This is a genomic window from Shinella kummerowiae, assembly GCF_009827055.1.
In the GTDB taxonomy this organism is placed as follows: Bacteria; Pseudomonadota; Alphaproteobacteria; order Rhizobiales; family Rhizobiaceae; genus Shinella; species Shinella kummerowiae.
In genome coordinates this window covers 823,401-846,307 of sequence record NZ_WUMK01000001.1, presented here as the reverse complement: position 1 = coordinate 846,307, position 22,907 = coordinate 823,401, and the positions used below count along the sequence as shown (strand labels likewise).

The 22,907-nt window shown below is 63.5% G+C and carries 20 protein-coding genes; 15 read left to right on the top strand and 5 right to left on the bottom strand.

Translation table 11 applies throughout. The features are described 5' to 3' along the window. Position 1: 1 nt before the first annotated feature. On the top strand, positions 2–1,270 hold the full coding sequence (sbmA, locus tag GR138_RS03955) for a peptide antibiotic transporter SbmA (RefSeq protein WP_160857286.1): 1,269 nt from the start codon (positions 2–4) through the stop codon (positions 1,268–1,270). Between the two features lie 23 nt (positions 1,271–1,293). Here sbmA and GR138_RS03950 read toward each other — a convergent pair whose 3' ends face one another. Beyond that, the gene (locus GR138_RS03950) at positions 1,294–2,283 is read right to left on the bottom strand and encodes a polysaccharide deacetylase family protein (protein ID WP_160857429.1); all 990 of its coding nucleotides are present in this window, start codon (positions 2,281–2,283) and stop codon (positions 1,294–1,296) included. Between the two features lie 164 nt (positions 2,284–2,447). Between GR138_RS03950 and GR138_RS03945 the strand changes: the two genes are divergently transcribed. The 3 genes from GR138_RS03945 (at position 2,448) to der (ending at position 5,286) form a co-directional block, all read left to right on the top strand. Further along, positions 2,448–3,032, top strand: coding sequence for an NnrU family protein (locus GR138_RS03945; protein WP_160857285.1), 585 nt, complete (start codon positions 2,448–2,450; stop codon positions 3,030–3,032). A gap of 112 nt (positions 3,033–3,144) precedes the next feature. Further along, entirely contained in the window at positions 3,145–3,816 is a 672-nt protein-coding gene (locus GR138_RS03940) for a tetratricopeptide repeat protein (RefSeq protein WP_160857284.1), read from the top strand. 36 nt (positions 3,817–3,852) lie between these two features. Then, entirely contained in the window at positions 3,853–5,286 is a 1,434-nt protein-coding gene (gene der / locus GR138_RS03935) for a ribosome biogenesis GTPase Der (RefSeq protein WP_160857283.1), read from the top strand. Positions 5,287–5,289: 3 nt separating this feature from the next. On the opposite strand, the gene GR138_RS03930 is transcribed toward der, so the two are convergent. Further along, positions 5,290–6,204, bottom strand: a complete 915-nt coding sequence (locus tag GR138_RS03930) for a sugar kinase (RefSeq protein WP_160857282.1) — start codon at positions 6,202–6,204, stop codon at positions 5,290–5,292. A gap of 239 nt (positions 6,205–6,443) precedes the next feature. Here GR138_RS03930 and GR138_RS03925 point away from each other — a divergent pair, with 239 nt between their 5' ends. The 7 genes from GR138_RS03925 to GR138_RS03895 all read left to right on the top strand — a co-directional run bounded on the left by GR138_RS03925 (position 6,444) and on the right by GR138_RS03895 (position 14,931). After that, positions 6,444–7,349, top strand: a complete 906-nt coding sequence (locus GR138_RS03925; RefSeq protein ID WP_160857281.1) for a LysR family transcriptional regulator — start codon at positions 6,444–6,446, stop codon at positions 7,347–7,349. A 179-nt stretch (positions 7,350–7,528) separates the two neighbouring features. Next, the gene (locus GR138_RS03920; RefSeq protein WP_160857280.1) at positions 7,529–8,473 is read left to right on the top strand and encodes an ABC transporter permease; all 945 of its coding nucleotides are present in this window, start codon (positions 7,529–7,531) and stop codon (positions 8,471–8,473) included. Then, positions 8,470–9,288, top strand: a complete 819-nt coding sequence (locus tag GR138_RS03915) for an ABC transporter permease (protein ID WP_160857279.1) — start codon at positions 8,470–8,472, stop codon at positions 9,286–9,288. Before GR138_RS03920 ends, GR138_RS03915 begins: the two co-directional genes overlap by 4 nt. Further along, positions 9,285–10,910 carry an ABC transporter ATP-binding protein gene (locus GR138_RS03910; protein WP_160857278.1) on the top strand — a complete coding sequence of 542 codons (1,626 nt, stop codon included), beginning with the start codon at positions 9,285–9,287 and terminating at the stop codon, positions 10,908–10,910. The genes GR138_RS03915 and GR138_RS03910 overlap by 4 nt, the downstream gene beginning before the upstream one ends. A gap of 1 nt (position 10,911) precedes the next feature. Next, positions 10,912–11,775 (top strand): serine hydrolase, encoded by an 864-nt coding sequence (locus GR138_RS03905; protein WP_160857277.1) that lies wholly within the window; start codon positions 10,912–10,914, stop codon positions 11,773–11,775. A gap of 29 nt (positions 11,776–11,804) precedes the next feature. Continuing rightward, positions 11,805–13,349 carry an ABC transporter substrate-binding protein gene (locus tag GR138_RS03900; protein ID WP_202402483.1) on the top strand — a complete coding sequence of 515 codons (1,545 nt, stop codon included), beginning with the start codon at positions 11,805–11,807 and terminating at the stop codon, positions 13,347–13,349. 127 nt (positions 13,350–13,476) lie between these two features. Then, the gene (locus tag GR138_RS03895; protein WP_160857275.1) at positions 13,477–14,931 is read left to right on the top strand and encodes a M20 family metallopeptidase; all 1,455 of its coding nucleotides are present in this window, start codon (positions 13,477–13,479) and stop codon (positions 14,929–14,931) included. A gap of 36 nt (positions 14,932–14,967) precedes the next feature. Here the strand turns inward: GR138_RS03895 and GR138_RS03890 are convergent, their stop codons facing one another. Continuing rightward, positions 14,968–17,061, bottom strand: coding sequence for an oxidoreductase (locus tag GR138_RS03890; protein WP_160857274.1), 2,094 nt, complete (start codon positions 17,059–17,061; stop codon positions 14,968–14,970). 321 nt (positions 17,062–17,382) lie between these two features. Between GR138_RS03890 and bglA the strand changes: the two genes are divergently transcribed. From bglA to GR138_RS03875, 3 genes are read left to right on the top strand one after another with little or no spacing between them, the layout of a single operon-like run. Beyond that, positions 17,383–19,026 carry a beta-galactosidase BglA gene (gene bglA, locus GR138_RS03885; protein ID WP_160857273.1) on the top strand — a complete coding sequence of 548 codons (1,644 nt, stop codon included), beginning with the start codon at positions 17,383–17,385 and terminating at the stop codon, positions 19,024–19,026. Between the two features lie 54 nt (positions 19,027–19,080). Continuing rightward, positions 19,081–19,344 carry a type II toxin-antitoxin system ParD family antitoxin gene (locus tag GR138_RS03880; protein ID WP_160857272.1) on the top strand — a complete coding sequence of 88 codons (264 nt, stop codon included), beginning with the start codon at positions 19,081–19,083 and terminating at the stop codon, positions 19,342–19,344. Next, positions 19,337–19,636 (top strand): type II toxin-antitoxin system RelE/ParE family toxin, encoded by a 300-nt coding sequence (locus GR138_RS03875; protein WP_160857271.1) that lies wholly within the window; start codon positions 19,337–19,339, stop codon positions 19,634–19,636. Before GR138_RS03880 ends, GR138_RS03875 begins: the two co-directional genes overlap by 8 nt. 2 nt (positions 19,637–19,638) lie before the next feature. Here GR138_RS03875 and ade read toward each other — a convergent pair whose 3' ends face one another. Both ade and GR138_RS03865 read right to left on the bottom strand, forming a co-directional pair. Continuing rightward, the gene (gene ade, locus GR138_RS03870; RefSeq protein ID WP_160857270.1) at positions 19,639–21,333 is read right to left on the bottom strand and encodes an adenine deaminase; all 1,695 of its coding nucleotides are present in this window, start codon (positions 21,331–21,333) and stop codon (positions 19,639–19,641) included. 75 nt (positions 21,334–21,408) lie between these two features. Next, positions 21,409–22,278 (bottom strand): aldose 1-epimerase family protein, encoded by an 870-nt coding sequence (locus GR138_RS03865; RefSeq protein WP_160857269.1) that lies wholly within the window; start codon positions 22,276–22,278, stop codon positions 21,409–21,411. Positions 22,279–22,391: 113 nt separating this feature from the next. On the opposite strand from GR138_RS03865, the gene GR138_RS03860 reads away from it, so the two are divergent. Then, a complete protein-coding gene (locus tag GR138_RS03860) occupies positions 22,392–22,886 on the top strand; it encodes a GNAT family N-acetyltransferase (RefSeq protein ID WP_160857268.1) in 495 nt (164 codons plus the stop codon). The last annotated feature ends 21 nt before the right edge of the window (positions 22,887–22,907 follow it).

Here is a 22,907-nt window from a genome sequence, read left to right as displayed (position 1 = left end):
CTTGTTCCATTCCTTCTTTCCACAGCCGAAGCTGTTCTTCACCTCAGCCGCCGTATGGGCAGCGATCTGTATCGCCGTCTGGTACACGGTCGGACCTCAAATGGGTGCCGCGATCGGGTTGCCGCCGCTTGCGCCGGGGGAAAAAGCCCCGCTCGGGCTTGCCTACTTCACCTCTCCCGACAATCTTTGGTTCTATCTTTACTTCCTGATTTTTGTGCTGACTTTCGGCTTCGCATGGAAAGTTATCGCGCGTGACCATCCTTGGACCAGCTGGTCCATCTGGGGTTCGGCGTTCATTGTTTTCATTGCTTATTTCGCCGTGCAGCTGCAGGTGGCGCTCAACAATTGGCGCGGCCCGTTCTTCGACATGTTCCAGAAGGGTCTGTCAGGTGACAAGAGCGTCACGGCTGAAGCGCTTTGGGGATTGCAGTTGTACTTCCTGCAAATCGGTATCGTATTCGTTGTGGTCAACGTGATTACCGCCTTCTTCACCAACCACTATGTCTTCCGCTGGCGAACAGCCATGAACGACTACTATATGTCGCTTTGGCCGAAACTGCGTCACATCGAGGGTGCCTCGCAGCGTGTGCAGGAAGATACGATGCGTTTCGCCAACATTCTCGAGGGTCTTGGCGTTGCCTTCATCAACTCGATCATGACGCTCGTTGTCTTCCTGCCGCTGCTTTTCCAGATGTCGGACTATGTCGGCGATGTGCCGATCCTCGGCGCGGTGCCGCACTCCTTGTTCTGGCTGGCGATCGGCTGGTCGCTGTTTGGTACCGCTTTGCTGGCATTCGCCGGTATCAAGCTTCCGGGGCTCCAGTTCCGCAACCAGCGTGTGGAAGCGGCTTACCGAAAAGAACTCGTCTATGGTGAGGACGATGCAGATCGTGCCGACCCCATCACCGTGCGCGAACTGTTTGCGAATGTGCGTCGGAACTATTTCCGCATGTACTGGCACTACTGCTATTTCAACGTCGCGCGTTTCACCTACAACCAGCTCGATGCGACCTTGCTGACCTTCATTCTCATTCCCACCGTTGCAGCGGGCCGCATCACCATGGGTGTCTGGCAGCAGATCGCCACCGCCTTCGGCGAGGTCAGCAATTCCTTCCAGTATCTCGTCAGCTACTGGTCGACCATTATCGAGTTGCTGTCGATCCATAAACGTCTGAAGGCATTCGAGGCGGCAATCGACGACAAGCCGCTGCCGGAGATCGACCAGCGTTATCTGGAAACGCAGATGGAAGAAGAGGGCCGGCCGGCCTGATCAGCCGATTGCCAAATGAGACATCAGAGGGCGGCGCCAGTCGCCCTCTTTTCTTTTGCGAGAATGTCCATCGCCTGGGCATAGCTCACGCAGGCGACATCCTTTTGTCCGCAGGTCTCCGTGAGGAACCGGTCAAGCGCGCGCCAGTAGGCGCCGGCGTTCATTTCGACGAAGTGGAAGCCGAGTTGGAGGGGGATGCGTTCGCCGTCATATTGTCTGGCGAAGGCATCGCGGTAGGCTTTCAGTGTGCTTTCCTCGAAGGCCGTGCTGTTTTCCGGCTTCTCCTTGCCCTTGGAATGGCGGACATAAAGATTGTAGTCCATGGCGATGACCGGGCGTTTCGACGTGCCTTCCGGGATGAGGGGCAGGGCAAAGCGGGCGAGCTTGCCGCTTGCCACCGGCATGGCCGGACCCTTGGAGACGAGGCTGGCGTCGTAGGTGAAACCGTTGTCTTCCAGCGCTTTCATCAGGCCGTTTCCGGCGGAGAGGTAGGGCGCTCGAAAACCCCTGATATCCTCCTTGACGAAGCGCTGCCAGTCGGCGGGCTCGCGCTCGCCCACACCGGCATTCTGCCAGGCGTTCTTCAAGGCCTCGTGGAAGAAGGTGAATTCGGCTTTCCAGTCGTCCGCGCTCCATTTGCCGCCGTCGAAATGGCCGCAGGCATGGCTGCCGATATCGTGGCCTTCCAGCTTCGCCAGCCAGATTTCGCCAAGCCGCAGGATCGTGTCCTCCTTGTCCGGCGAAAAGCCGACATTGGAGCGGCCGCGTTTTTCGTGCGGCGCCTGGTAGGTGGCGCGCTCCTCTCGCGGAAAGAGGAAGGTACAGGAGAGGAAATAGGTGAAATGCGCGCCGGTGCGCTTGGCCATGGCGCGGCTCTTTTCCCAGAGCAGGTTGTCGTGCGCACCGTCGAAGGAGACGATGACGAGCTGCTTGCGTTTTGGTGTCTCGATCGCGTCATCCTTGGCGAATGCCGGGCTCGCGCCGAGGGCGGCGGCGAGAGAGAGGAGGAGAATTCGAGACGATCGTTGAGACAAGATGGGCACCCGCGACAATTTGCAAAGGGTCTGTCATCGGTTCCGAATGCGGCAATCCTTTGATCGGGCTGGAATTGTCGCCCGGTGAAGGCTATTCCAAAGGGAAACGGCCAGCGGCCGCCATTTCTTCAAGGGGCTTTTTCATGACGTTGCTCATCGCCGGTCTCGTTCTCTTCATCGTCACCCATCTGCTGCGGCCCTTCGCGCCCGGCCTTCGCAATGCGGGCATCGCAGCACTTGGCAAGCCCGGCTGGATGGCGCTGCATGGCGTGCTGTCGCTCGTCAGCCTCGCCCTCATCGCCTACGGCTTTGTCGATGCGCGCGAAAATGGCGGTTCGATGCTCTATTCTCCACCGACCTTCATGGCGCATATCGCGCTGACGCTAATGCTGATCGCCTCGATCTGTCTCGTCGCCGGCTTCCTGCCGGCCGGTCATATCCGCACGAAGATGAAGTTTCCCATCCTGGTCGCGATCAAGATCTGGGCGCTGGCGCATCTTCTGGCGAACGGCGAGAGCTATTCGGTGCTGCTCTTCGTGACGATCCTTGCCTGGGCGGTCATCCTGCGCATCACGCTGAAGAAGCGCATCGCCGCCGGCGAGACCAAACTGCCGGTTTTCGTCTCGGCGAAGTATGACCTGATCTCGGTCGTTGTCGGCCTCGCGCTCTATGTCGCCATCGTCTTCTGGCTTCACGAGTGGTTGATCGGCGTGGCGCCGCTGCCTTGATCCGGGCCTGATCCGCTCCTGATCCCCGGCTTTTCGCGGCTGCCCCCTTACTTTGCAGCCAAAATGGAGTAGAAGGCGCAAACTCCAATCGTCAGCAAGAGCCGGGCAGGGAATGGTAAATCAGGACGACAGCTTTATCCGCGAGGTCAACGATGAACTCCGCTCCGACCAGATGCGTCTGGTCTGGAAGCGTTTCGGTCGCATCCTGATCGGCATTGCCGTGCTGGTCGTCCTCGGCACGATCGGCAAGGTGAGCTACGAATACTGGCGCGACAGCGAGGCCTCTGCCGCCGGCGACCAGTTCCTCGCAGCCCTCACCCTCGCCCGGGAAGGCAAGAAGGACGAGGCGCTTGCAGCGCTGACCGCACTTGAGAAGGACGGTTTCGGCTCCTATCCGGTGCTCGCCCGCATGCGGTCCGCTTCGCTTCTTGCCGAGACGGACGCGCAGGGTGCCGTCAATGCTTTCACCGCGATCTCCAAGGATACTTCGGTACCGGAAGCGGTGCGTGATGCAGCCCGCCTGCGCGCCGCCTACCTGCTTGTCGATACCGGCACCTACGAGCAGGTCTCGGCGGAAGCCGAGCAGCTTGCGACGCCGCAGAACGCGCTGCGCCATTCTGCCCGCGAGGTTCTCGGGCTTGCCGCCTACAAGCACGACGACTATGCGCGTGCCAAGGAATGGTTCGACGCCATCATCAGCGACAGCGAAAGCCCGCGCAACGTTGCCAACCGCGCGCAGATGCTGCTTGACCTGATTGCCGCAAGCGGCAAGCTGTCCTCCTGATCGGTTTTCTGACCGCTCTTAGAAACGGAACACATCATGAGCTTCACCGTCGCCATTGTCGGACGCCCCAATGTCGGCAAGTCCACCCTGTTCAACAGGCTTGTGGGCAAGAAGCTCGCGCTCGTTGACGATACGCCCGGCGTCACGCGCGACCGCCGGCCGGGCGATGCCCGCTTGATCGACCTGAAATTCCGCATCATCGATACTGCCGGTCTCGAAGAGGCGGCACCCGAGACGTTGCAGGGCCGCATGCGCGCCCAGACGGAAGCGGCAATCGACGAGGCGGACCTGTCGCTCTTCGTCGTCGATGCCAAGATGGGCCTGACGCCGGTCGACCAGGCGCTGGCCGACATGCTGCGCCGCAAGGGCAAGCCGGTGGTGCTCGTCGCCAACAAGTCGGAAGCGCGTGGCTCCGATGGCGGGTTCTATGACAGCTTCACGCTCGGCCTTGGCGAACCGACGGCGATCTCCGCCGAACACGGCCAGGGCATGCTGGATCTGCGCGACGCGATCGTCGCGGCGATCGGTGAGGAACGCGCCTATCCGGAAGAAGACGAGGCCGTCACCGATGTCGACCTGCGCGATGAGGCGGCTGCCGAAGGCGTGGAGAAGGACGACGACTACGAGCCGGAATATGACGAGACGAAGCCGCTGCGCGTCGCCATCGTCGGCCGCCCGAACGCCGGAAAATCGACGCTGATCAACCGTTTCCTCGGCGAGGACCGACTGCTGACCGGCCCGGAAGCCGGCATCACGCGCGATTCCATTTCCGTCGAATGGGACTGGAAGGGCCGGACGATCAAGATGTTCGATACGGCCGGCATGCGGCGCAAGGCGAAAGTGCAGGAGAAGCTGGAAAAGCTCTCCGTCGCCGACGGCCTACGCGCCATCCGCTTTGCCGAGACTGTGGTCATCGTTTTCGACGCGACCATTCCCTTCGAGAAGCAGGACCTGCAGATCGTCGACCTCGTGCTGCGCGAGGGCCGCGCCGCCGTGCTCGCCTTCAACAAGTGGGACCTGATCGAGGACCCGCAGGCCGTGCTGGCGGAGCTGCGCGAGAAGACCGAGCGGCTTCTGCCGCAGGCGCGCGGCATCCGCGCGGTGCCGGTTTCGGGCCAGACCGGCCGCGGCCTCGACAAGCTGATGCAGTCCGTCATTGAGACGGATCGCACCTGGAACCGCCGCATCTCGACCGCCAAGCTCAACCGCTGGCTGGACGCACAGCAGACGCAGCATCCGCCACCGGCCGTTTCCGGCCGCCGCCTGAAGCTGAAATACATGACGCAGGTGAAGGCCCGTCCGCCGGGTTTCATGATCTCGTGCACGCGCCCCGATGCGCTGCCGGAATCCTATATCCGCTACCTGACGAACGGCCTGCGCAACGACTTCAACCTGCCGGGCGTGCCGATCCGCATCCACTTCAAGGCGGCGGACAATCCGTTCGCCTCGAAGGCGAAGAAGCGGCGCTGAGCCTCAGCCCTTCGGCAGCTTGTCCCTGGCGACCAGCGCGCCGTGATGCTGGATGACGGCGGCGGCGGCGTCCGCAGCCAAGCGCGCCGCGTCCTGCGGGTTTGCACCCGTTGCGAGGCGGGCGAGGAAGGCACCGTTGAAGCTGTCGCCGGCACTCGTCGTGTCGACGATCGTCCTGACTTCGGCAGACGGCACATGGCTGCGTTCGTCGCCGAAGATGAGCGTTGCGCCCTTCTCACCATCCTTCACGACGAGATTTTCGACGCCGAGCGCCCGGTAGCGGGCGATCGTTTCCTCCAGCGAGGCGTCGCCGAAATGGGTCGTCTCGTCGTCGAGGCTCGGCATGACCAGGGTTGCGGCGCGCGCGCCGTCGGTGATGGTTGCGCGCATGCGTTCGGCATCGTCCCAGAGGCGCGGGCGGATGTTCGGATCGAAGACGACGTGCTTGCCGGCGGCTTTGGCGCGGCGCAATTCCGCAAGCAACGTATCGACATCCTCCGGCTGCACGATCGCCAGCGTGATGCCGGAGAAGACGATGATGCCGGAAGCTTCGATCGCCGCGCGCAGCCGGTCGCCGTCACGGGCCAGAAGCTTTGCCGCGGAGACGGAACGCCAGTAGGAGAAACTGCGCTCACCATCCTTCAGGTGGATCATGTAGAGGCCGGGCGAGCGACCCTCGATACGGGCAACGTGGCCAGTGCCGATGCCATGCCCTTCCATGAAGGCGAGCATTTCGTCGGAGATCATGTCGGTTCCGACGGCGGAAAAATAGTCGACGCTCCAGTCCGCCGGCAGGTATTGGCGGGCGTAATAGGCGGTGTTGAAGGTGTCGCCGGCAAAACCCTTGCGCAGCAGGCCGCCTTCGGCCTGCATCAGTTCCACCATGCACTCGCCGATCGAAAGCAGCCGTCCTGCCATGTCCTGAAATCCTCCGGTTCACTCCGCCGGAAAGAGGAAATACGATCAAAGAGTTGGCGGGGCAAGGCTGTGCCGGCGCTTTCTGCGCCCTGACCCGACGCGTCCTGTTTGAGCGCGCCGATGCGAGGCGAACCTTGACGCGCGGCGGTCCATTGCTCCATCCGTAACCAGCAAGCCCGCGATCATCAGGGCGTCCAACTGATCGCGATCAACTCTCACGCGCCAAAGGTGCCGGTCTCATGAACATCAAGCAGCTCGAAGTGTTGCGCACGCTTCTCGCCACGGGCTCGACCATTGCGACGGCCAAGGCCATGGGGCTCAGCCAGTCGGGTGTGAGCCGGCTGTTGGCGCAGCTCGAATCCGATCTGGCGCTGACGCTGTTTGCCCGCGACAAGGGGCGGCTGATCCCGACGCCGGAGGCGACGATCCTGGCGCGGGACGCCGAGAATGTCCTGCTCGCCGTCGACCGCATGTCCGGCCATGCGGAGGATCTGCGCAACGGTGCCTCTGGGCCGGAAACCGTGCGGATCGGCCTGCCAAGCAGCATGTGGGAGAATTTCGCGCCGGCCATGCTGCTCGACTACATTGCCGCCTTTCCCGGCGTGCGTATCGAGACTTTCTTTGAAACGACGACGGCGATCAACAAGCTCGTCGAGGAGCGGACCATCGATCTCGGTTTCCTGCGCATGGAAGGGGAGGTCGGGCCAGGTATCGTGGTCGACAAGGTGGCGAGCGGCCAGAGCGTCTGTGTCATTCCGAAGGGACACCCGCTCGCCGAGCTGGAAGAAATCACCCCAAAACATTTGCGTAACGTGCCGCTCATCCTCATCGGCCGGCAGAGGCCGAACCGCATGGCGCTCGACCAGGCCTTCAAGCGGGCAGGGGTCAAACAGCTGGTCAAGATCGAGACCCACACCAACAGCTCCGCCTGTTCCTACGTGGCGCACGGGCTGGGCGTCACGATCATCAGCAGTTTCTATGCGAATCTCTATCGCCACCTTCCTGTCGTGCACCGGCCGTTCGTGCCGCGTAGCACACAGGAATTCGGCCTCGCCCGCGCCGATGGTGTGCCATTGTCCATCGCTGCTCAAGCACTGAGCGATGCTCTTAAGAAACAGATTCTGCTTTCGCAGAACAGCGAATGAAATCAAAATATTGAGCGCCGTTTTTCGTGCTCCGGTGTCGGGGCTGGCAGGGGCTGAGTCTGCATAGATATATGACAAAAACGCATAATATTGCGCGTTTTTGTTCAATCACTCATAGTCATTCCTAACGAAACCGATGATGGTCGCCGGGAAAGACGACCGTCAATCGTGGGGAAACAATGCTGAGATTCATCCTGAGCCGCCTGGTGATGGCGCTTCCGACAATCGCGCTCGTGTCGATCACGGTTTTTGCGCTGATCCGCTTCATTCCAGGCGATCCCGCCGCGCTGATGCTTGGCGACATGGCCGAGCCTGCCCAGATCGCCGCCATGCGCACCGAGCTTGGCCTCGACAAACCGATGCCGCAGCAGTTCCTGATCTGGGCCGGCAATGTGCTGCAAGGCGATTTCGGCCAGTCGATCGTCAATGACGAGGCTGTGCTGCCGCTGGTCGTGTCGCGCTTCATGGTGAGCGCCGAGATTGTCTTCGTCGCCGTGCTTCTCGCCAGCCTGATCGCCGTACCGGCCGGCGTGATCGCCGCCTGGCGCCAGAACAGTCTGACGGACCTGGCTCTGGTCGGAACGGCGACGGTTCTGCTGTCGATCCCCACCTTCTGGCTTGGCCTGCTCCTGCTGCTGTTCTTCGGATTGAAGCTCGGCTGGCTGCCGGTGCTGGGTTACGTGTCGATCCGCGAGAATTTTGCCGGCGGCCTGCTCTATCTTGTGCTGCCGATCATGACGCTGGTCATTCACGAGGCGGGCGTGCTGATCCGCATGGCGCGCGCCTCGACGCTGGAAGTGCTGCGCCTCGACTACATCACCCATGCCCGCGCCAAGGGGCTTTCCGAAAGCGCCGTTCTGTGGCGCCACGCCTTCAAGAACGCCTTCGGCCCGACCTGGACGATGATCGGCCTCATCCTCGGCAACCTGCTCGGCGGCATCGCGGTCATCGAGACGGTGTTCACCATTCCGGGCCTCGGCCGGCTGATGGTCGATAGCATCTTTGCCCGCGACTACCCGGTCATCCAGGGCTGCCTGCTGTTCGTTTCGCTCTCCTACGTGCTGGTCAACCTCGTCATCGACCTTCTCTATCCCCTCTTCGATCCGCGGGTTGTTGCCGAATGAAAAAGGTCTCTCTCAACGCGCTCATCGGCGGCATCCTTATCGCCCTGCTGCTCGCCACCGCCGCCCTCGGCCTCGTCTGGACACCGTTCGATCCGATGCAGCTTTCCTTCACCGCGCGCCTTGCCGCGCCCGATGCGAGCCACCTGCTCGGGACCGACGAGTTCGGCCGCGACGTACTGAGCCGCCTGATGGTCGGCGCCCGTGCCAGCGTGTGGATCGGCCTGCTGACCGTCGGCTTTGCCACCGTCTGCGGCACGCTGATCGGCCTTGTCAGCGGCTGTGCGCGCGGCTGGGTGGATGGCGTCATCATGGCGGTCAACAATGCGCTGCTCGCCTTTCCGGGCATCCTGCTCGCGCTCGGCCTGCTCGCGGTGTTCGGCGCCAACCAGTACGGCATCATCTTTGCGCTCGGCATCGCCTATACACCCTCCATGGCACGCGTGGTGCGCGGCGCCGTGCTGTCGCTGCGCGAGCGGGAGTTCATCGAGGCTTCGCGGGTGATGGGCAATGGCGAACTCTACACCATGGCCCGCCATATCCTGCCGAACTGCCTGGCGCCGATCACCGTGCTCGCCACCTCCATGTTCGGCTGGGCGATCCTCTCGGAAAGCGCGCTGTCCTTCCTCGGCCTTGGTGTGCCGCCGCCGGCGCCGACCTGGGGCAACATGCTGGCCGCCGGCCGCCCCTTCATCGAGCAGGCCGTCTGGCTCGGCCTGTTTCCCGGCCTCTGCATCGCGCTGACGCTGCTCGGCATCAATCTTCTGGGCGACGCCCTTCGCGACAGGCTCGACCCGCGCATGAGAGGTCTGAAATGACGGATACGCTGCTGACCGTTCGCGACCTCTCCCTGGCGGTTGCCCATAACCACCGGAAGGTCGTCAAGGCCGTCTCCTTCGACATCGCGCCGGGCGAGATCTTCGGGATCGTCGGTGAGAGCGGTTCCGGCAAGACGCTGGCGACGCGTGCCCTGATCTCGCTCTTGCCGCCGGCCATCAAGGTGACGGGCGGCTCGGTGCTCTACAAGGGCCGGGACGTGCTGGCAATGAAGAACCGCGAGCTGCGCAGCCTGCGCGGTGCGGAGATCGGTGTCGTCTTCCAGGAGCCGATGACCTCGCTCAACCCGTCGATGACCATCGGGCGACAGCTGGAGGAGGGCCTCATCCTCCACACGAAAGCGTCTCCGGAAGAGCGCCGCGCGCGCATCCTCGACATGCTGAAGCGCGTTGGCATCCGCGATCCGGAAGGCGCGTTGACCGCCTATCCGCACGAGTTCTCCGGCGGCATGCGCCAGCGCATCATGCTGGCCTCCGTCATGCTGCTGAAGCCGGCGCTGCTGATCGCCGACGAGCCGACCACGGCACTCGACGCCGTCATCCAGCGCGACGTGATGGAACTGATGGTGGAACTGACGCGGGCCGAGGGCACCGCCGTGCTGCTGATCAGCCACGACCTTCCCATGGTGGCGCGTTATACCAGCCGCATCGTGGTGATGGAGCAGGGCGCGATCGTCGAGCAGGGCCGCACGGAGGACCTGCTGGAAGCGCCGCAGCATGCCTATACCAAGAAGCTGCTCTCCTCGCTGCCCTTCCGTGGCGAGGTGCGGGCGATCGACATGGCGAAGGCGCCGATGGTGTCGGCCCGCGACATCGTCGTCGACTATGCGGGCCGAAAGTCGCTGCTCCGCAAGGGTAAGGCGAAACGGGCGCTGCATGGCGTCAGCATCGATATTCACGAGGGCGAAGTGGTCGCGCTCGTCGGCGGTTCCGGCTCGGGCAAGACGACGCTCGGCCGCACCATTGCCGGCCTCGTCAAGGAAAGCGGCGGCGAAATCCGTTTCCAGGGGCGGGCGCGTGATGCCGACTGGACCGATTACCGCCTGAACTGCCAGATGGTGTTCCAGGATCCCTATTCCTCGCTCGATCCGCGTATGACCATCCTGGCGCTGGTCGAGGAGGCGCTGCGGCTCGTGCCGGATCTCGACGCGGCGGCCAAGCGCAAGCGCGCGCTGGAGACGCTGGAGGAGGTGGGCCTTGGCGCCGACTATGCCGAACGCTATCCGCACGAATTGTCCGGCGGCCAGCGCCAGCGCGTGGCGATCGCTCGTGCCATCGCCCGCCGCCCGCGTTTCCTGATCGCCGACGAGCCGGTCTCCGCGCTCGACGTGACGGTCCGGGCGCAGGTGCTCGATCTCTTCTCCGATCTGCAGCGCCGTTACGGCTTCTCCTGCCTCTTCATCAGCCACGACCTCGGCGTGGTCGAGCAGGTCGCCGACCGCGTCGTCGTCATGCAGGACGGCCGGATCATCGAACAGGGCGACCGCGACACGATTTTCGACAGTCCGAAGGAGGCCTATACGCGCCGGCTTCTCTCGGCCATTCCCGCGCTCGACCAGAACGAGCGCGGCGGCGTGACCCTGAAATGGCGCCTGGAGAATTGATGTGACCCTGTCTTCGAACGCCTCTTCCGTCGCCGGGCAGCTTGCCGGGATCTGCGACGCGCAGCCTTTCGTGACACGTTTCGCGATCCGCAATCTCCGGACCGGCGAGACGATCGAACGCGGCGCCGGCGCGGAAACGCCGTCGGCCAGCACGCGCAAGACCTCCATCATGATGGCCGCGCTGAAGGCGGTGCACGAGGGCCGGCTCGACCTCGAAGAGGAGATTACCTACGAGGCGCGTTTTGCCGAGGAAGTGGCGAGCGGCATGTTCCGCTACCTGACGCCCGGCATCGTCATCTCGCTGCGCGATGCCATTACCGGCATGATGGTGCTGAGTGACAATGTCTGCACCAAGATGGTGTTCGAGCGCCTGACGCTGGAGGAGGTCGATGCCTATTGCAAGGCGATCGGCATGGAGGGCACGCACCATCGTTTCCTCATCCCGCCGCTGGCGCTGTCGCCGGACCATGCGCTGACCTCCGTCACCACGACGACGGCGCGAGACCAGTTGTTTCTTCTCCAGACGATTCTTGACGCGCAGACCTCTGCCGAGGCCGTGGCGCGGCTCGGTAGCTCACCGGAACTCTGCGCCTATGCCCTGCAGACGCTGAAGAACCAGATCCTGCGCTACGCCATCCCCTCGCGCCTGCCGTTCGGCACGGTGGTGGCGCACAAGGGCGGCACGGGCAAACGCGGTCGCATGAATGCCGGCATCGTCTACCGCGACGGCGCGCCCTTCTACATCATCGCCGCCTTCACCGACGCGGTGCCGCAGGCCATGCCCGACGGCACGCCGGGATACACGATGGCGCTCGAGACCATAGGCAGGCTCTCACGCGCCTGCTGGGACGGATTCAACACATGACAACCAACGACAGAACAAAGGGTGGAACAATGAAAAAGCTTCTTCTTTCGGGCGTGGCGCTGCTTGCGGCAACGCAGATCGCCACGGCGCGCGACGTTACCGTTGCGCTGAGCTCGGACCTGCGCAGCAGCAATCCCGGCGTCAACCGCGATGGCAACACGGACAGCGTGATCCTGCACATCGTCGAGGGCCTCGTCGGTTACAACAATGGCGGCGAGGTGAAGCCGCTGCTTGCCAAGAGCTTCGAGACCTCGGCTGATGGCCTGACCTATACGTTCAAGCTGCGCACTGACGTGAAATTTCACAACGGCAAGCCGCTGACGGCCGATGACGTGGTGTGGAACTGGACGCGATACCTGAAGCCCGACACCAAATGGACCTGCCTCAAGGATTTCGCCGAAGGTGGTGCCGCGGCTGTGACCGGTGTCACGGCGGTCGATCCGGCGACGGTCGAGATCAAGCTCGCGAAACCGTCCGCCGTCTTCCTCGGCCTGATGTCACGGCCCGAATGCGGGTTTACCGGCATCATTTCGCCGGACTCCGTTGCTGCGGACGGCAGTTTTGACAAGCCGATCGGCACCGGCCCGTTCCAGTGGGGCGAATGGAAGAAGGGGGAATATATCCACCTCAACAAGTTTGCCGATTACGTTTCGCCAGAGAACAATGGCCAGCCGGACGGCATGGTCGGCTCCAAGCGTCCGCTCGTCGATGGCGTCAAGTTCATGATCATTCCCGACGCCTCCACCATCAAGGCGGGCCTGCAATCCGGCGTGCTCGACACGGCGGAAATCTCGCCGGACCTCATTCCGGAATTCAAGGAAAGCGAGAAGACCCAGCTCATTGTTGCGCGCAACAACGGCAAGAACCTCTTCTACATCCAGACGCGCGACAAGGTGCTGAGCAAGCCCGGCGTGCGCCGCGCCATGGCGATGGCGCTCGACCTCGACCAGCTCGTCGCTGCGGCCTCCAATGGCACGGGCGAGGCGAACGGCTCGATGGTCTCGCAGGATTCCGTCTACTTCAGCGAAACGCAGAAGAAGCGGCTGCCCTACGATATCGAGGCCGCCAAGAAGGAGCTAGCGGATGCCGGCTATAATGGCGAGCCGATCTCGATCATCGCCAACAAGCGCGGCAATGTGCCGAGTTTCCCGGCCGCCGTCATGGCGCAGGCGATGATGCAGCAGGCGGGCCTCAACGTGCAGATCGAGGTGCTCGACTACGCGACCCAGGTCGATCGCCGCCGCTCGGGCAACTACCAGGTCATCTCCCAGTCGGTATCGCCGCGTCTCGACCCGGCGCTGATGTACGCCTTCTATGTCGGCAACAAGGACGAGAACGCTTCGCTGATGTGGGATGACCCGAAGGCGATCGAGCTGATGAAGGCGGCCTATGTCGAGGCGGACCCGGCCAAGCGCCAGACGATCTTCGACGAATTCCACGCGCTGATGCTGAAGGAGATGCCCGGCATCTTCCTCTACGACATGGTCGACGTCTGGGGCGCGACCAAGGCGCTGAAGGGCCAGCCGGTCTGGCAGTCGAACGCCCGTCTCTGGGAAGTCTCTGTCGAGGAATAGGCCGGTTTCCGCGCCGCAGACGGACCCGGCGCGGACCAGTTTGATCATCATCATTGCGGCCCGGCGGCCTATCCGCCGGGCGCCTGGCCCGCTGTTGTCTGCGGGTGGATAGAAGCGAGGACGGATTATGGATCGGGATGCCGTGGCGGCACTTTCCGCAGCAATCGAGGCGATGGCGCCTGACTTTACGACGATCAGCGACAGCATCTGGGATTTCGCCGAGCTGAAATTCGAGGAGCAGCAATCCTCGGCGCTTCTGGCGAAGGCGCTGGAGGACAACGGCTTTGCCGTGCGCCGTGGCGTCGCCGGCATGGAGACGGCGTTCATCGGTGAGGCCGGCAGCGGTGCGCCGATCATCGCGTTCCTCGGCGAATTCGATGCGCTGGCCGGGATGAGCCAGCTGGCCGGCATTGCCGAGGCGAAGCCGGCGGCCGATGGCGCGACCGGCCATGGCTGCGGCCACAATCTGCTCGGCGTCGGTTCGCTGATGGCGGCCATCGCGCTTGCCCGTCATTTGAAGACACACAACCTGCCCGGCACGGTGCGCTACTACGGTTGCCCGGGCGAGGAGGGCGGTTCCGGCAAAACGTTCATGGTGCGGGCCGGCCTGTTCGACGATGTCGATACCGCGCTGACCTGGCATCCGGCGCCCTTCAACGGCGTGCGCTCAACCAACAATCTCGCCGTGCTCGAATATTTCTATCGGTTCAAGGGCATCGCCGCCCATGCGGCCAATGCCGCCCATCTTGGCCGCTCGGCGCTCGATGCGGTGGAACTGATGAATGTCGGCGTCAATTTCCTGCGCGAGCACATGCCGCAGGACTGCCGCGTGCACTATGCCATCACCGATGCGGGCGGCAAGGCGGCGAATGTCGTGCAGGCGAAAGCAGAGGTGCTGTATCTGATCCGCGCGCCGGAAATGGCGCAGGCGCTGGCGCTGGCCGCACGGGTGGACAAGGTGGCGCGCGGGGCGGCGATGATGACCGAAACGGAGGTGGAGATCGTCTTCGATACCGCCTCGACGAACCTCCTGCCCAATCTCGCGCTGGAAACGGCGCTGCATAACAATCTGGTGGCGCTCGGCCCGATCGCCTTCGACGAGCGGGACATTGCCTTTGCCCAGTCGATCCAGCAGACTTTTACGGATGAGGCGATCAGCAGCAGCATCCGGCTCTACCGGATCAAGGACGACGTCTTCTCCAACGCCTGGATCGATGGCTCGACGCCGCTGCATCTCGGCCTGCGCGCCTTCGAGGGCGAATCCCATTTCCGCGCCGGCTCGACCGATGTGGGGGATGTCAGTTGGGTGACGCCGACGGCGCAATGCTGGACGCCCGCCTGGGCGATCGGCACCAATCCGCATACCTGGCAGGTGGTGGCGCAGGGCAGGAGCCCCGCCGCGCACAAGGCGATGGCGCACGCCGCCAAGGCATTGGCCGCGACCGGGCTTTCGCTGCTGACCACACCGGATCTGCTTGCCGCGGCGAAAGCCGAATGGCGCGAGAAGACAGAGGGAAAGCCCTATGTCTGCCCGATCCCCGCCGACGTGATGCCGGGCGGGAAGTTGCCGCAACGCGCGTAAAGACGGACGAATCAGAGCTGGTTCGTCGGCCGCGGTTTACGCCGGACACTGTCCAATCAGCCGGGCGATGTCCTCGCGCCGGAACGGAACCTGATCAACGTCGGCTTGCTCCTGATAGGTGCGGGCATATTGGTGGCCGGAATAGACGGCGGCGGCGATCAGGCCCGGTGCGAGGCAATCGCCGAGCCGGGTCACGGTCTTGATGCCCGCATCGGCCCATTCGTCTTCCCGCGCCTTGAGCGCCAGCCAGAGCGTCTCGTCCGGCAGGCGGGCGGTGACGGGCACCAGCGTGGTGCAGTCGACCGACCAGGTCTTGCCGCTGTAGATGCAGGATAGGTCCAGCCGCTCCTTCGTACGGCCGCCCAGCGCATTTGCAGTGATGATCTCGACGTCGAGATCGATGAGGCGGCGCTGCACGCGGCCCTGCTCCAGCGTGTTCTTGCTCCAGGGGGATACCTGGGATTCGGGGGTCACGAAGATCACCGCGCGACCAGCCTTCGCGAGCAATTCGGCAAGCACGCTGCCCATGTAGAAACAGTCGTCGTCGAAGACGACGACAGGGCCGTCGGCGGGTACTGCCTTGGCCCCTTCTGAAAGAAGGGCGTCGGGGGAGACGACGTTGCCCTCCGCCAGAAACTCCAGCGGCGTGCGGTGGGTGCGGCCGACGCCATCGGTGCGCCAGCGGGCACCGGTGGCGATCGCCACATGGGGAATGGCATATTGCAGCACGTCATCGGCGGAAAGCGGGCTTTGCAGGTAGAGTTCGGCGTTGACGCGGGTGCTGAGCTGGCCGATTCGCCAGTCGCGCACACGGCCCCAGGTCGCAAGCCCCGGCAGGCGACATTCGCGCGCAACGCGGCCGCCCCATTCGTTGCCGCCTTCCGCCAGAACCACATCGACGCCGCGCTCGGCGAGTCCCCGTGCCGCCTCCAGACCGGCCGGGCCGCCGCCGATGACGAGGGCTGGCTCGGGGGATACGGCCCTTGCGATGATCTCCGGGTGCCACCCCTTGCGCCATTCCTCGCCGATCGTCGGGTTCTGTGTGCAGCGCATCGGCACGTTGGTGTTGTCGCCGGAGGTGCAGATGTTGCAGCCGATGCATTCGCGGATGTCGTCGATGCGGCCGTCCTCGATCTTCTTCGGCAGGTAGGGATCGGCGATCGACGGGCGCGCGGCGCCGATGAAATCGAGAATGCCCTGCCTGACCACCCGCACCATGCTGTCCGGCGACGTATAGCGTCCGACGCCGACCACCGGCTTGCTGGTGACGGATTTGACGAAGCGGATATAGGGCTCCTGATAACCCTCCTCGGCGAAGCGGGCCGTCTGGCTGTCGTTCGACCAGTCGGACAGGTTGACGTCCCAGAGATCGGGAAGCTCGGCAAGGGCTGTGATGATGTCCTTGCCTTCTCCCTCGCTGGTGATGCCGGACGGGCCCATCAGTTCATCGACGGCCAGGCGCACGGCGAGCGCGCAGCTATCGCCGATCGCCTCGCGCGTATCGTCGATGATTTCGCGAAACAGGCGGAGCCGGTTCTCGAAGGAGCCGCCATATTCGTCGCCGCGGTCGTTGTGGCGGCGGGACAGGAAGTGCTGCAGCACGCTCATGTCATGGCCGGCATAGAGATAGACGATGTCGAAGCCCGCCCGTTTGGCGCGCACGGCGGCATTGCGATACCAGCGGCGCATGTCGGCGATGTCCGCCTTGTCCATGGCGCGGGCCTGGACGGGGTCCAGGCTGTCGGTGATGGCGTGGGAGGGGGCAAGCGGGATCATGCGGCTGAAACGGTTGGCGACATGCAGGCCGTTGTGCACGAGCTGGATGGCGGCGAGGCTGCCATGGGCGTGGATGCGCTCGGTGACGGCGGCCAGCGCCGGCAGGTCGCCATCATCCCAAAGCCGGGCCTCGTTGGCCGGCGTCAGGTCGGATGTGGGATGGATTTCGGCTTCCTGGGTGGAGACGACGGCCCAGCCGCCCTCCGCCTTCATGCCGCGCAACTGGGCTTCCGCATTCGGATAGCGGTAGCCCATGCCGGAACAGTGCGGCACCTGGTAGAAGCGGTTGCGCGCCGTGACCGGGCCGATCTTGACGGGTTCGAAGAGAATATCGAAGCGGGGGTCTCGGGCCATGGCCTGCCATCCTGAAAGAAGCTGCGTTTGGATGATCGGCAGGATATCGGGAACGTGCAGTCAGGCAAGGGGATTGTTATACGTTCGTATAATTCCATTCATGGCAGATCATTCTGATCTCAATCCGTTTTCTCATGACGGGAGAATGCGGGGGCTTTCAGCCGGAACACGCCCGTATTGGTTTGGCGTCCCGCCCGGTTGATCTTGCCTCCGAGTGGACCGCTGCGCCGCTCGTCCGGAAAATCGTCGCTCGCCCGTTTACGCTCCCCGGGGTGCGCGTTACATCTTGCCCTATCGAAACAGGAGCCGGAGCGAAAACGCATGGCGAAGTCCCACAAGAAGGCCGAGGATTGGTGGCGCGGCGCGGTGATCTATCAGGTCTATCCCCGCTCTTTCCAGGATACGACCGGCGATGGCATGGGGGATCTTCGCGGCATCACGAAGCGGCTCGGGCATATCGCGTCGCTCGGCGTCGATGCGATCTGGCTGTCGCCCTTCTTCAAATCGCCGATGGGGGATATGGGCTATGATGTTTCGGACTACTGCGATGTCGACCCGATGTTCGGAACGCTGGCCGATTTCGACGCCATGCTGGCGGAGGCCCATCGGCTTGGCCTGAAAATCATCATCGACCAGGTGATTTCGCACACATCCGACCAGCATCCGTGGTTCGTGGAAAGCCGCTCCAGCCGTTCGAACCCCAAGGCGGACTGGTATGTCTGGGCCGATCCCAAGCCGGACGGTACGGCGCCCAACAACTGGCTGTCGATCTTCGGCGGCCCCGGCTGGGAATGGGACGGCGTGCGCAAGCAATATTACATGCACAACTTCCTGACCTCGCAGCCGGATCTCAATTTCCACAATCCGGATGTGCAGGACGCGCTGCTGAAGACCGTGCGCTTCTGGCTCGACCGCGGGGTGGATGGGTTCCGCCTCGATACGGTGAACTTCTACTTCCACGACAAGAAGCTGCGCGACAACCCGCCCCATGAGCCCGATCCCGACGCGACCGGTCTCGATGCGCCGGACGTCAATCCCTACGGCATGCAGACGCACCGCTACGACAAGACGCAACCGGAGAATGTCGGTTTCCTCAAACGTTTCCGGGCACTGCTCGACGAATATGAGGGGCGCATGACGGTCGGCGAGGTGGGTGACGGCGCCCGCTCGCTGAAGACGGTTGCCGACTATACGAGCGGCGGCGACAAGCTGAACATGTGTTACACGTTCGACCTGCTCGGGCCGGATTTCACCGCCGATCACGTGCGCAAATGCGTGCAGAGTTTTCAAAGGGCGGTGACGGACGGCTGGGTCTGCTGGGCGTTCTCCAACCATGACGTCAACCGCCATGTCAGCCGCTTCATCAAGACAGCCGACGAGCGCGAGCGTGTCGCCAAGCTGGCGATTACCCTGCTTTCAGCCTTGCGCGGCTCGATCTGCCTCTATCAGGGCGAAGAACTCGGCCTGACCGAAGCCGACCTCGCCTTCGAGGACCTGCGCGATCCCTATGGCATTCGCTTCTGGCCGGCCTTCAAGGGGCGCGACGGATGCCGCACGCCGATGCCCTGGCAGCACAACGAAGCCCATGCCGGCTTCAGCACCGCCAAACCCTGGCTGCCGGTGCCGGAGGATCACGCCCGTCACGCGGTGGACACGCAGGAAAAGGTTTCCGGCTCCGTGCTCAATCACTACCGAGCGACGCTCGCTTTCCGCAAGGCGCATGACGCGCTTCACGACGGCGACATGGCCTTCCTGCACTCCAACCAGGATATCCTGGCCTTCACCCGCGAGAAGGGCGGCGAAAAGCTGCTCTTCGTCTTCAACCTGACGCGGGAAAAGGCCGAGTTCGTGCCGGCGAAATCGTTGAAGCTCGGCGAGCCCCTGCCGGTTCCCGGCTTCGGCGCGAAGCTGAAGGACGGGACGATCGAGCTGGATGGGTTGGATATGGCGTGCGTGCGGGTGTGAGGTTGCGGCGATTTCGCTCTCGCGATATCATAAAGTGATATTCCGGAGTTCCCCATGGCCTCAAGTTATACACTCGGTAGTCATTACGAGACCTTCGTTCGCGATCTGCTGGCGACTGGCCGATATGCCAGCGCGAGCGAAGTGATGCGGGATGGGCTGCGCCTGCTGGAGGACCGGGAGAAGCAACGCGAGGCCAAGCTCACCGCATTGAGGGAGGCCATTCGCGAGGGGCTGGAGAGCGGCCCTGCCGCGCCATTGGATATCGACGCCATCAAGGCACGCGCCCGTGCGGAGCAGGCGAAAGCCAAGCGTGCTTGAGGTCGTTCGGCTTCCGCGAGCGGAAGAGGACCTGATCCAGATCTGGCGCTACATCGCCGAGGATAGTGAAGCGGCAGCCGACCGTCTTCTCGATCGCGTTTCCGACGTCACGCGAAAACTTGCGGCGCATCCGGAAGCTGGTCGTTCCCGGCCTGAATTGGCGATGGGCCTCCGCAGCTTCATCATCGGGAACTACATTTTGTTCTACGTATCCGACTCATCGCAACTCGTCGTCGTGCGCGTTCTCAGCCGATACCTCGATATCGACGAGGGTGATTTCCGGCCTGAATAACCTCACCCGATCAGCGCAAACCGATCGACATCCACCATTCCCCTGTCCGAAATCTTCAGATGCGGGATGACGGGGAGCGGCAGGAAGGCGAGTTGCAGGAAGGGTTCTTCCAGCGTCGCACCCAATGCAAAAGCAGCGTGGCGCAGGTGGTGCAGCGTGTCGCGGACGATCTCGTAGGGTTCAAGGCTCATCAAGCCGGCGACGGGCAGCGCGATTTCGCCGGTCACCTTGCCGTCCTCCACCACGACGAAGCCGCCCTTGATTTCACCCAGGCGGTTGGCGGCGAGCGCCATGTCGTCCTCGTCGACGCCGACGACGCAGATATTGTGACTGTCATGGCCGACCGTCGAGGCGATGGCGCCCTTCTTCAAGCCGAATCCCTGGACGAAGCCATTGGCATGATTGCCGTTCTTGCCGTGTCGCTCGATGACGGCGACCTTGATGATGTCCTGTGCAAGATCGACGGTGGTCTGGTTGCCCTTGGCGGGCAGGCGGTAGCGGCGGTGCTCGGTGATGATCTTTCCCGGCAGCACGCCCATGACCGACGTTTCACCGTCCGCGACGGGGACTGCGAAATGGGCGGCATTGACCGGCCGCGCCTTGACGCTGTCGAGACCGACGGGTGCCACGGGCCTGCGTGTCGCGAAGAGTGCATCATCGACCTTCCGCCCACCTGAAAACACCATCTCCGCCTTGCAGTTTTCCAGCGTGTCGATGATGACGAGATCGGCCCGCCAGCCGGGGGCGACGAGGCCGCGATCGCGCAGCCCGAAGGCCTTGGCGGCGGAAATCGACGCGGCGCGATAGACGGCGAGCGGCGCGCGGCCATGGCCGATCGCGGTGCGGATCATGTAGTCGAGATGGCCCTGTTCGGCGATGTCGAGTGGATTGCGGTCGTCCGTGCACAGCGCGATGAAGGGCGAGAGGCGTTCGGTCAGGAGCGGCAGCAGCGCCAGCAGGTCCTTGGAGACCGAGCCTTCGCGCACGAGGATGTGCATGCCCTTGCGGATCTTCTCCAGCGCCTCCTCGGCGGTCGTGCATTCATGTTCCGTGCGGATGCCGGCGGAAAGATAACCGTTGAGATCGTTGCCGGAGAGCAGCGGTGCATGGCCATCGATATGGCCGCCCTGGAAGGCCTCCAGCTTGGCAAGACAGATCGGGTCCTTGTGGATGACGCCGGGGAAATTCATGAATTCCGCAAGCCCGATGACCTTCGGATGGTCGTGAAAGGGCAACAGGCGTTCGATCGGCAGGTCGGCGCCCGACGTCTCCAGATGGGTTGCCGGCACGCAGCTCGATAGCTGCACGCGGATATCCATGATGGTTTCGAGCGCGCTGTCGAGGAAGAACTCGATGCCCTCGGTGCCGAGCACATTGGCGATCTCGTGCGGATCGCAGATGACGGTCGTCACGCCATAGGGCAGCACGCAGCGATCGAATTCATGCGGGGTGACCAGCGAGGATTCGATGTGCAGATGGGTATCGATGAAGCCGGGAACGACGATGCGGCCGGAAATGTCGATTTCGGTGCGGCCCTTGTAGTCGCCGCAGGTGCCGACGATGCGGTCGCCGGAAATGGCGATGTCCGAGGCGACGAGCTCACCCGTCACGAGATCGAAGAACTGCCCGCCCTTCAGCACGATATCGGCCGGCTCGCGGCCGGTTCCCTGATCGATGAAGCGTTCCAAGTCGGTCATGGCAAAAATCTCCGAATCCTTTCCGGAGACTCTAGCGGGGTCACGGGAAGAGGGAAGGGCCGATGCGGTGAAACTTCAGACCGGGAATGTCACGGAAAAGGCGAAACGGCGGCTTTCTCCTGCGGGAAGCACGGTCGCGTAGGGGCGATCCTTCAATTCGCGCGCGCCGCCGAATTCCGCCGCCGTGCCGTGCCAGGGCTCGATGCAGAGAAAGGGCGCCCCGGGTTTGCTCCAGAGCGCGAGGTTCGGCAGGTTCTCGAAGCGGAATGTCAGCGCCGGGCCACCCTCGGCTTCGTAGGTCAGGCCGTCGCCCGCGTCGTCGGGGAACACCAGGGCGTCGTTGTCGAACTGGCCCTGCGCAAGGACGAGCCGGCCCTTGTCGAAGGGAGAGGCTTCCCGATGCCGGGACAGAAGGCCGTTTTCCAGCGGCTGGCGTTTGGGCTCAGCGCCGTTATCGAGCGTCACCACATGCGTCTTGCCGTTGCCGCCGGGCAGCGGCCAGAGGAAGGCCGGGTGGAAGCCGCAACCGAAAGGCATCGACACATCGCCCCGATTCTCGACTTCGGCTGCAACGGTGAGGGTCGGGCCGTCGAGGCTGTGCTCGACGGACAGTCGGAAATCGAACGGATAGGCAGCCCGGGTTTCGGCGGTTGCCTCCAGCGTATAGCGGCAGAGGGTCGCCGTCGCAGCGGTAAGCGAAAACTCCCGTCGCCGGGCAAAGCCGTGTTGCGCCATGGAATAGGGTTTGCCATCGATCAGCAGCGTGTCGTCCGGCGCCTTGCCGACGATCGGGAAGAGCACCGGCGAGCGCCCGGTCCAGAAGGCGGCATCGCCGTTCCAAAGCCAGTTCGCGCCATCTTGGGTGGTCGCGGCCTGCATTTCGGCGCCGAGCGAGGAAATCTCGATCGAAAGCACGTCATTCGCGATGCGGGTGATGGTCGGCATGGTCCTGACCCCGATGGTTTCTGTGCGGCACAATTGCGCCGAAACCGGCCGGGCTTGCAAGCCCTATCCCGGCGCGGCTAGTTTCGGCAGTCGTGTCGCGAATAGAGGAACGGATGCACATATCCCCCATCATACGGCCGGCCGAGGCCTCCGAGATCAGCGCCCTCGCGCAGCTATGGCATGCCGGTTGGCAAGACGCGCATGCGGCAGTGCTGCCGGCGGCACTTGCCCGCCTGCGCACGCTCCAGAGTTTTGCGGAGCGCCTGCAGGATATGCTCCCCACAGTGCGTGTTGTCGGCGATCTCGGCGCGCCAATCGGCTTCTGTGCGGTCAAGCACGATGAACTGGACCAGTTGTTCGTTGCGCCGGAAGGGCGGGGCGCGGGCGTGGCGGCAGCACTTGTCGCGGATGCCGAACGGCGCCTTGCCGCCGACGGCGTGACGACGGCCTGGCTTGCCTGCGCGATCGGCAACCACCGGGCCGCGCGCTTCTATGAGAAATGCGGGTGGACGCTTGCCGGCACCGTGATCAACCGGCTGGACACGATCGAGGGGCCGTTCGATCTGGAAATCTGGCGCTATGAAAAGACGCTTCTGCCAGCAGCTTAATGGTTGCTGGTGAGCGGGTGC

Coding starts and splice junctions, on each gene's coding strand:
- GR138_RS03940 (WP_160857284.1), top strand. CDS start 3,145: ATGGTAAATCAGGACGACAGCTTTATCCGCGAGGTCAACGATGAACTC.
- GR138_RS03915 (WP_160857279.1), top strand. CDS start 8,470: ATGAAAAAGGTCTCTCTCAACGCGCTCATCGGCGGCATCCTTATCGCC.
- GR138_RS03900 (WP_202402483.1), top strand. CDS start 11,805: ATGAAAAAGCTTCTTCTTTCGGGCGTGGCGCTGCTTGCGGCAACGCAG.
- GR138_RS03920 (WP_160857280.1), top strand. CDS start 7,529: ATGCTGAGATTCATCCTGAGCCGCCTGGTGATGGCGCTTCCGACAATC.
- bglA (WP_160857273.1), top strand. CDS start 17,383: ATGGCGAAGTCCCACAAGAAGGCCGAGGATTGGTGGCGCGGCGCGGTG.
- GR138_RS03860 (WP_160857268.1), top strand. CDS start 22,392: ATGCACATATCCCCCATCATACGGCCGGCCGAGGCCTCCGAGATCAGC.
- der (WP_160857283.1), top strand. CDS start 3,853: ATGAGCTTCACCGTCGCCATTGTCGGACGCCCCAATGTCGGCAAGTCC.
- GR138_RS03890 (WP_160857274.1), bottom strand. CDS start 17,061: ATGGCCCGAGACCCCCGCTTCGATATTCTCTTCGAACCCGTCAAGATC.
- GR138_RS03925 (WP_160857281.1), top strand. CDS start 6,444: ATGAACATCAAGCAGCTCGAAGTGTTGCGCACGCTTCTCGCCACGGGC.
- GR138_RS03945 (WP_160857285.1), top strand. CDS start 2,448: ATGACGTTGCTCATCGCCGGTCTCGTTCTCTTCATCGTCACCCATCTG.
- GR138_RS03895 (WP_160857275.1), top strand. CDS start 13,477: ATGGATCGGGATGCCGTGGCGGCACTTTCCGCAGCAATCGAGGCGATG.
- GR138_RS03930 (WP_160857282.1), bottom strand. CDS start 6,204: ATGGCAGGACGGCTGCTTTCGATCGGCGAGTGCATGGTGGAACTGATG.
- GR138_RS03880 (WP_160857272.1), top strand. CDS start 19,081: ATGGCCTCAAGTTATACACTCGGTAGTCATTACGAGACCTTCGTTCGC.
- ade (WP_160857270.1), bottom strand. CDS start 21,333: ATGACCGACTTGGAACGCTTCATCGATCAGGGAACCGGCCGCGAGCCG.
- GR138_RS03865 (WP_160857269.1), bottom strand. CDS start 22,278: ATGCCGACCATCACCCGCATCGCGAATGACGTGCTTTCGATCGAGATT.
- GR138_RS03910 (WP_160857278.1), top strand. CDS start 9,285: ATGACGGATACGCTGCTGACCGTTCGCGACCTCTCCCTGGCGGTTGCC.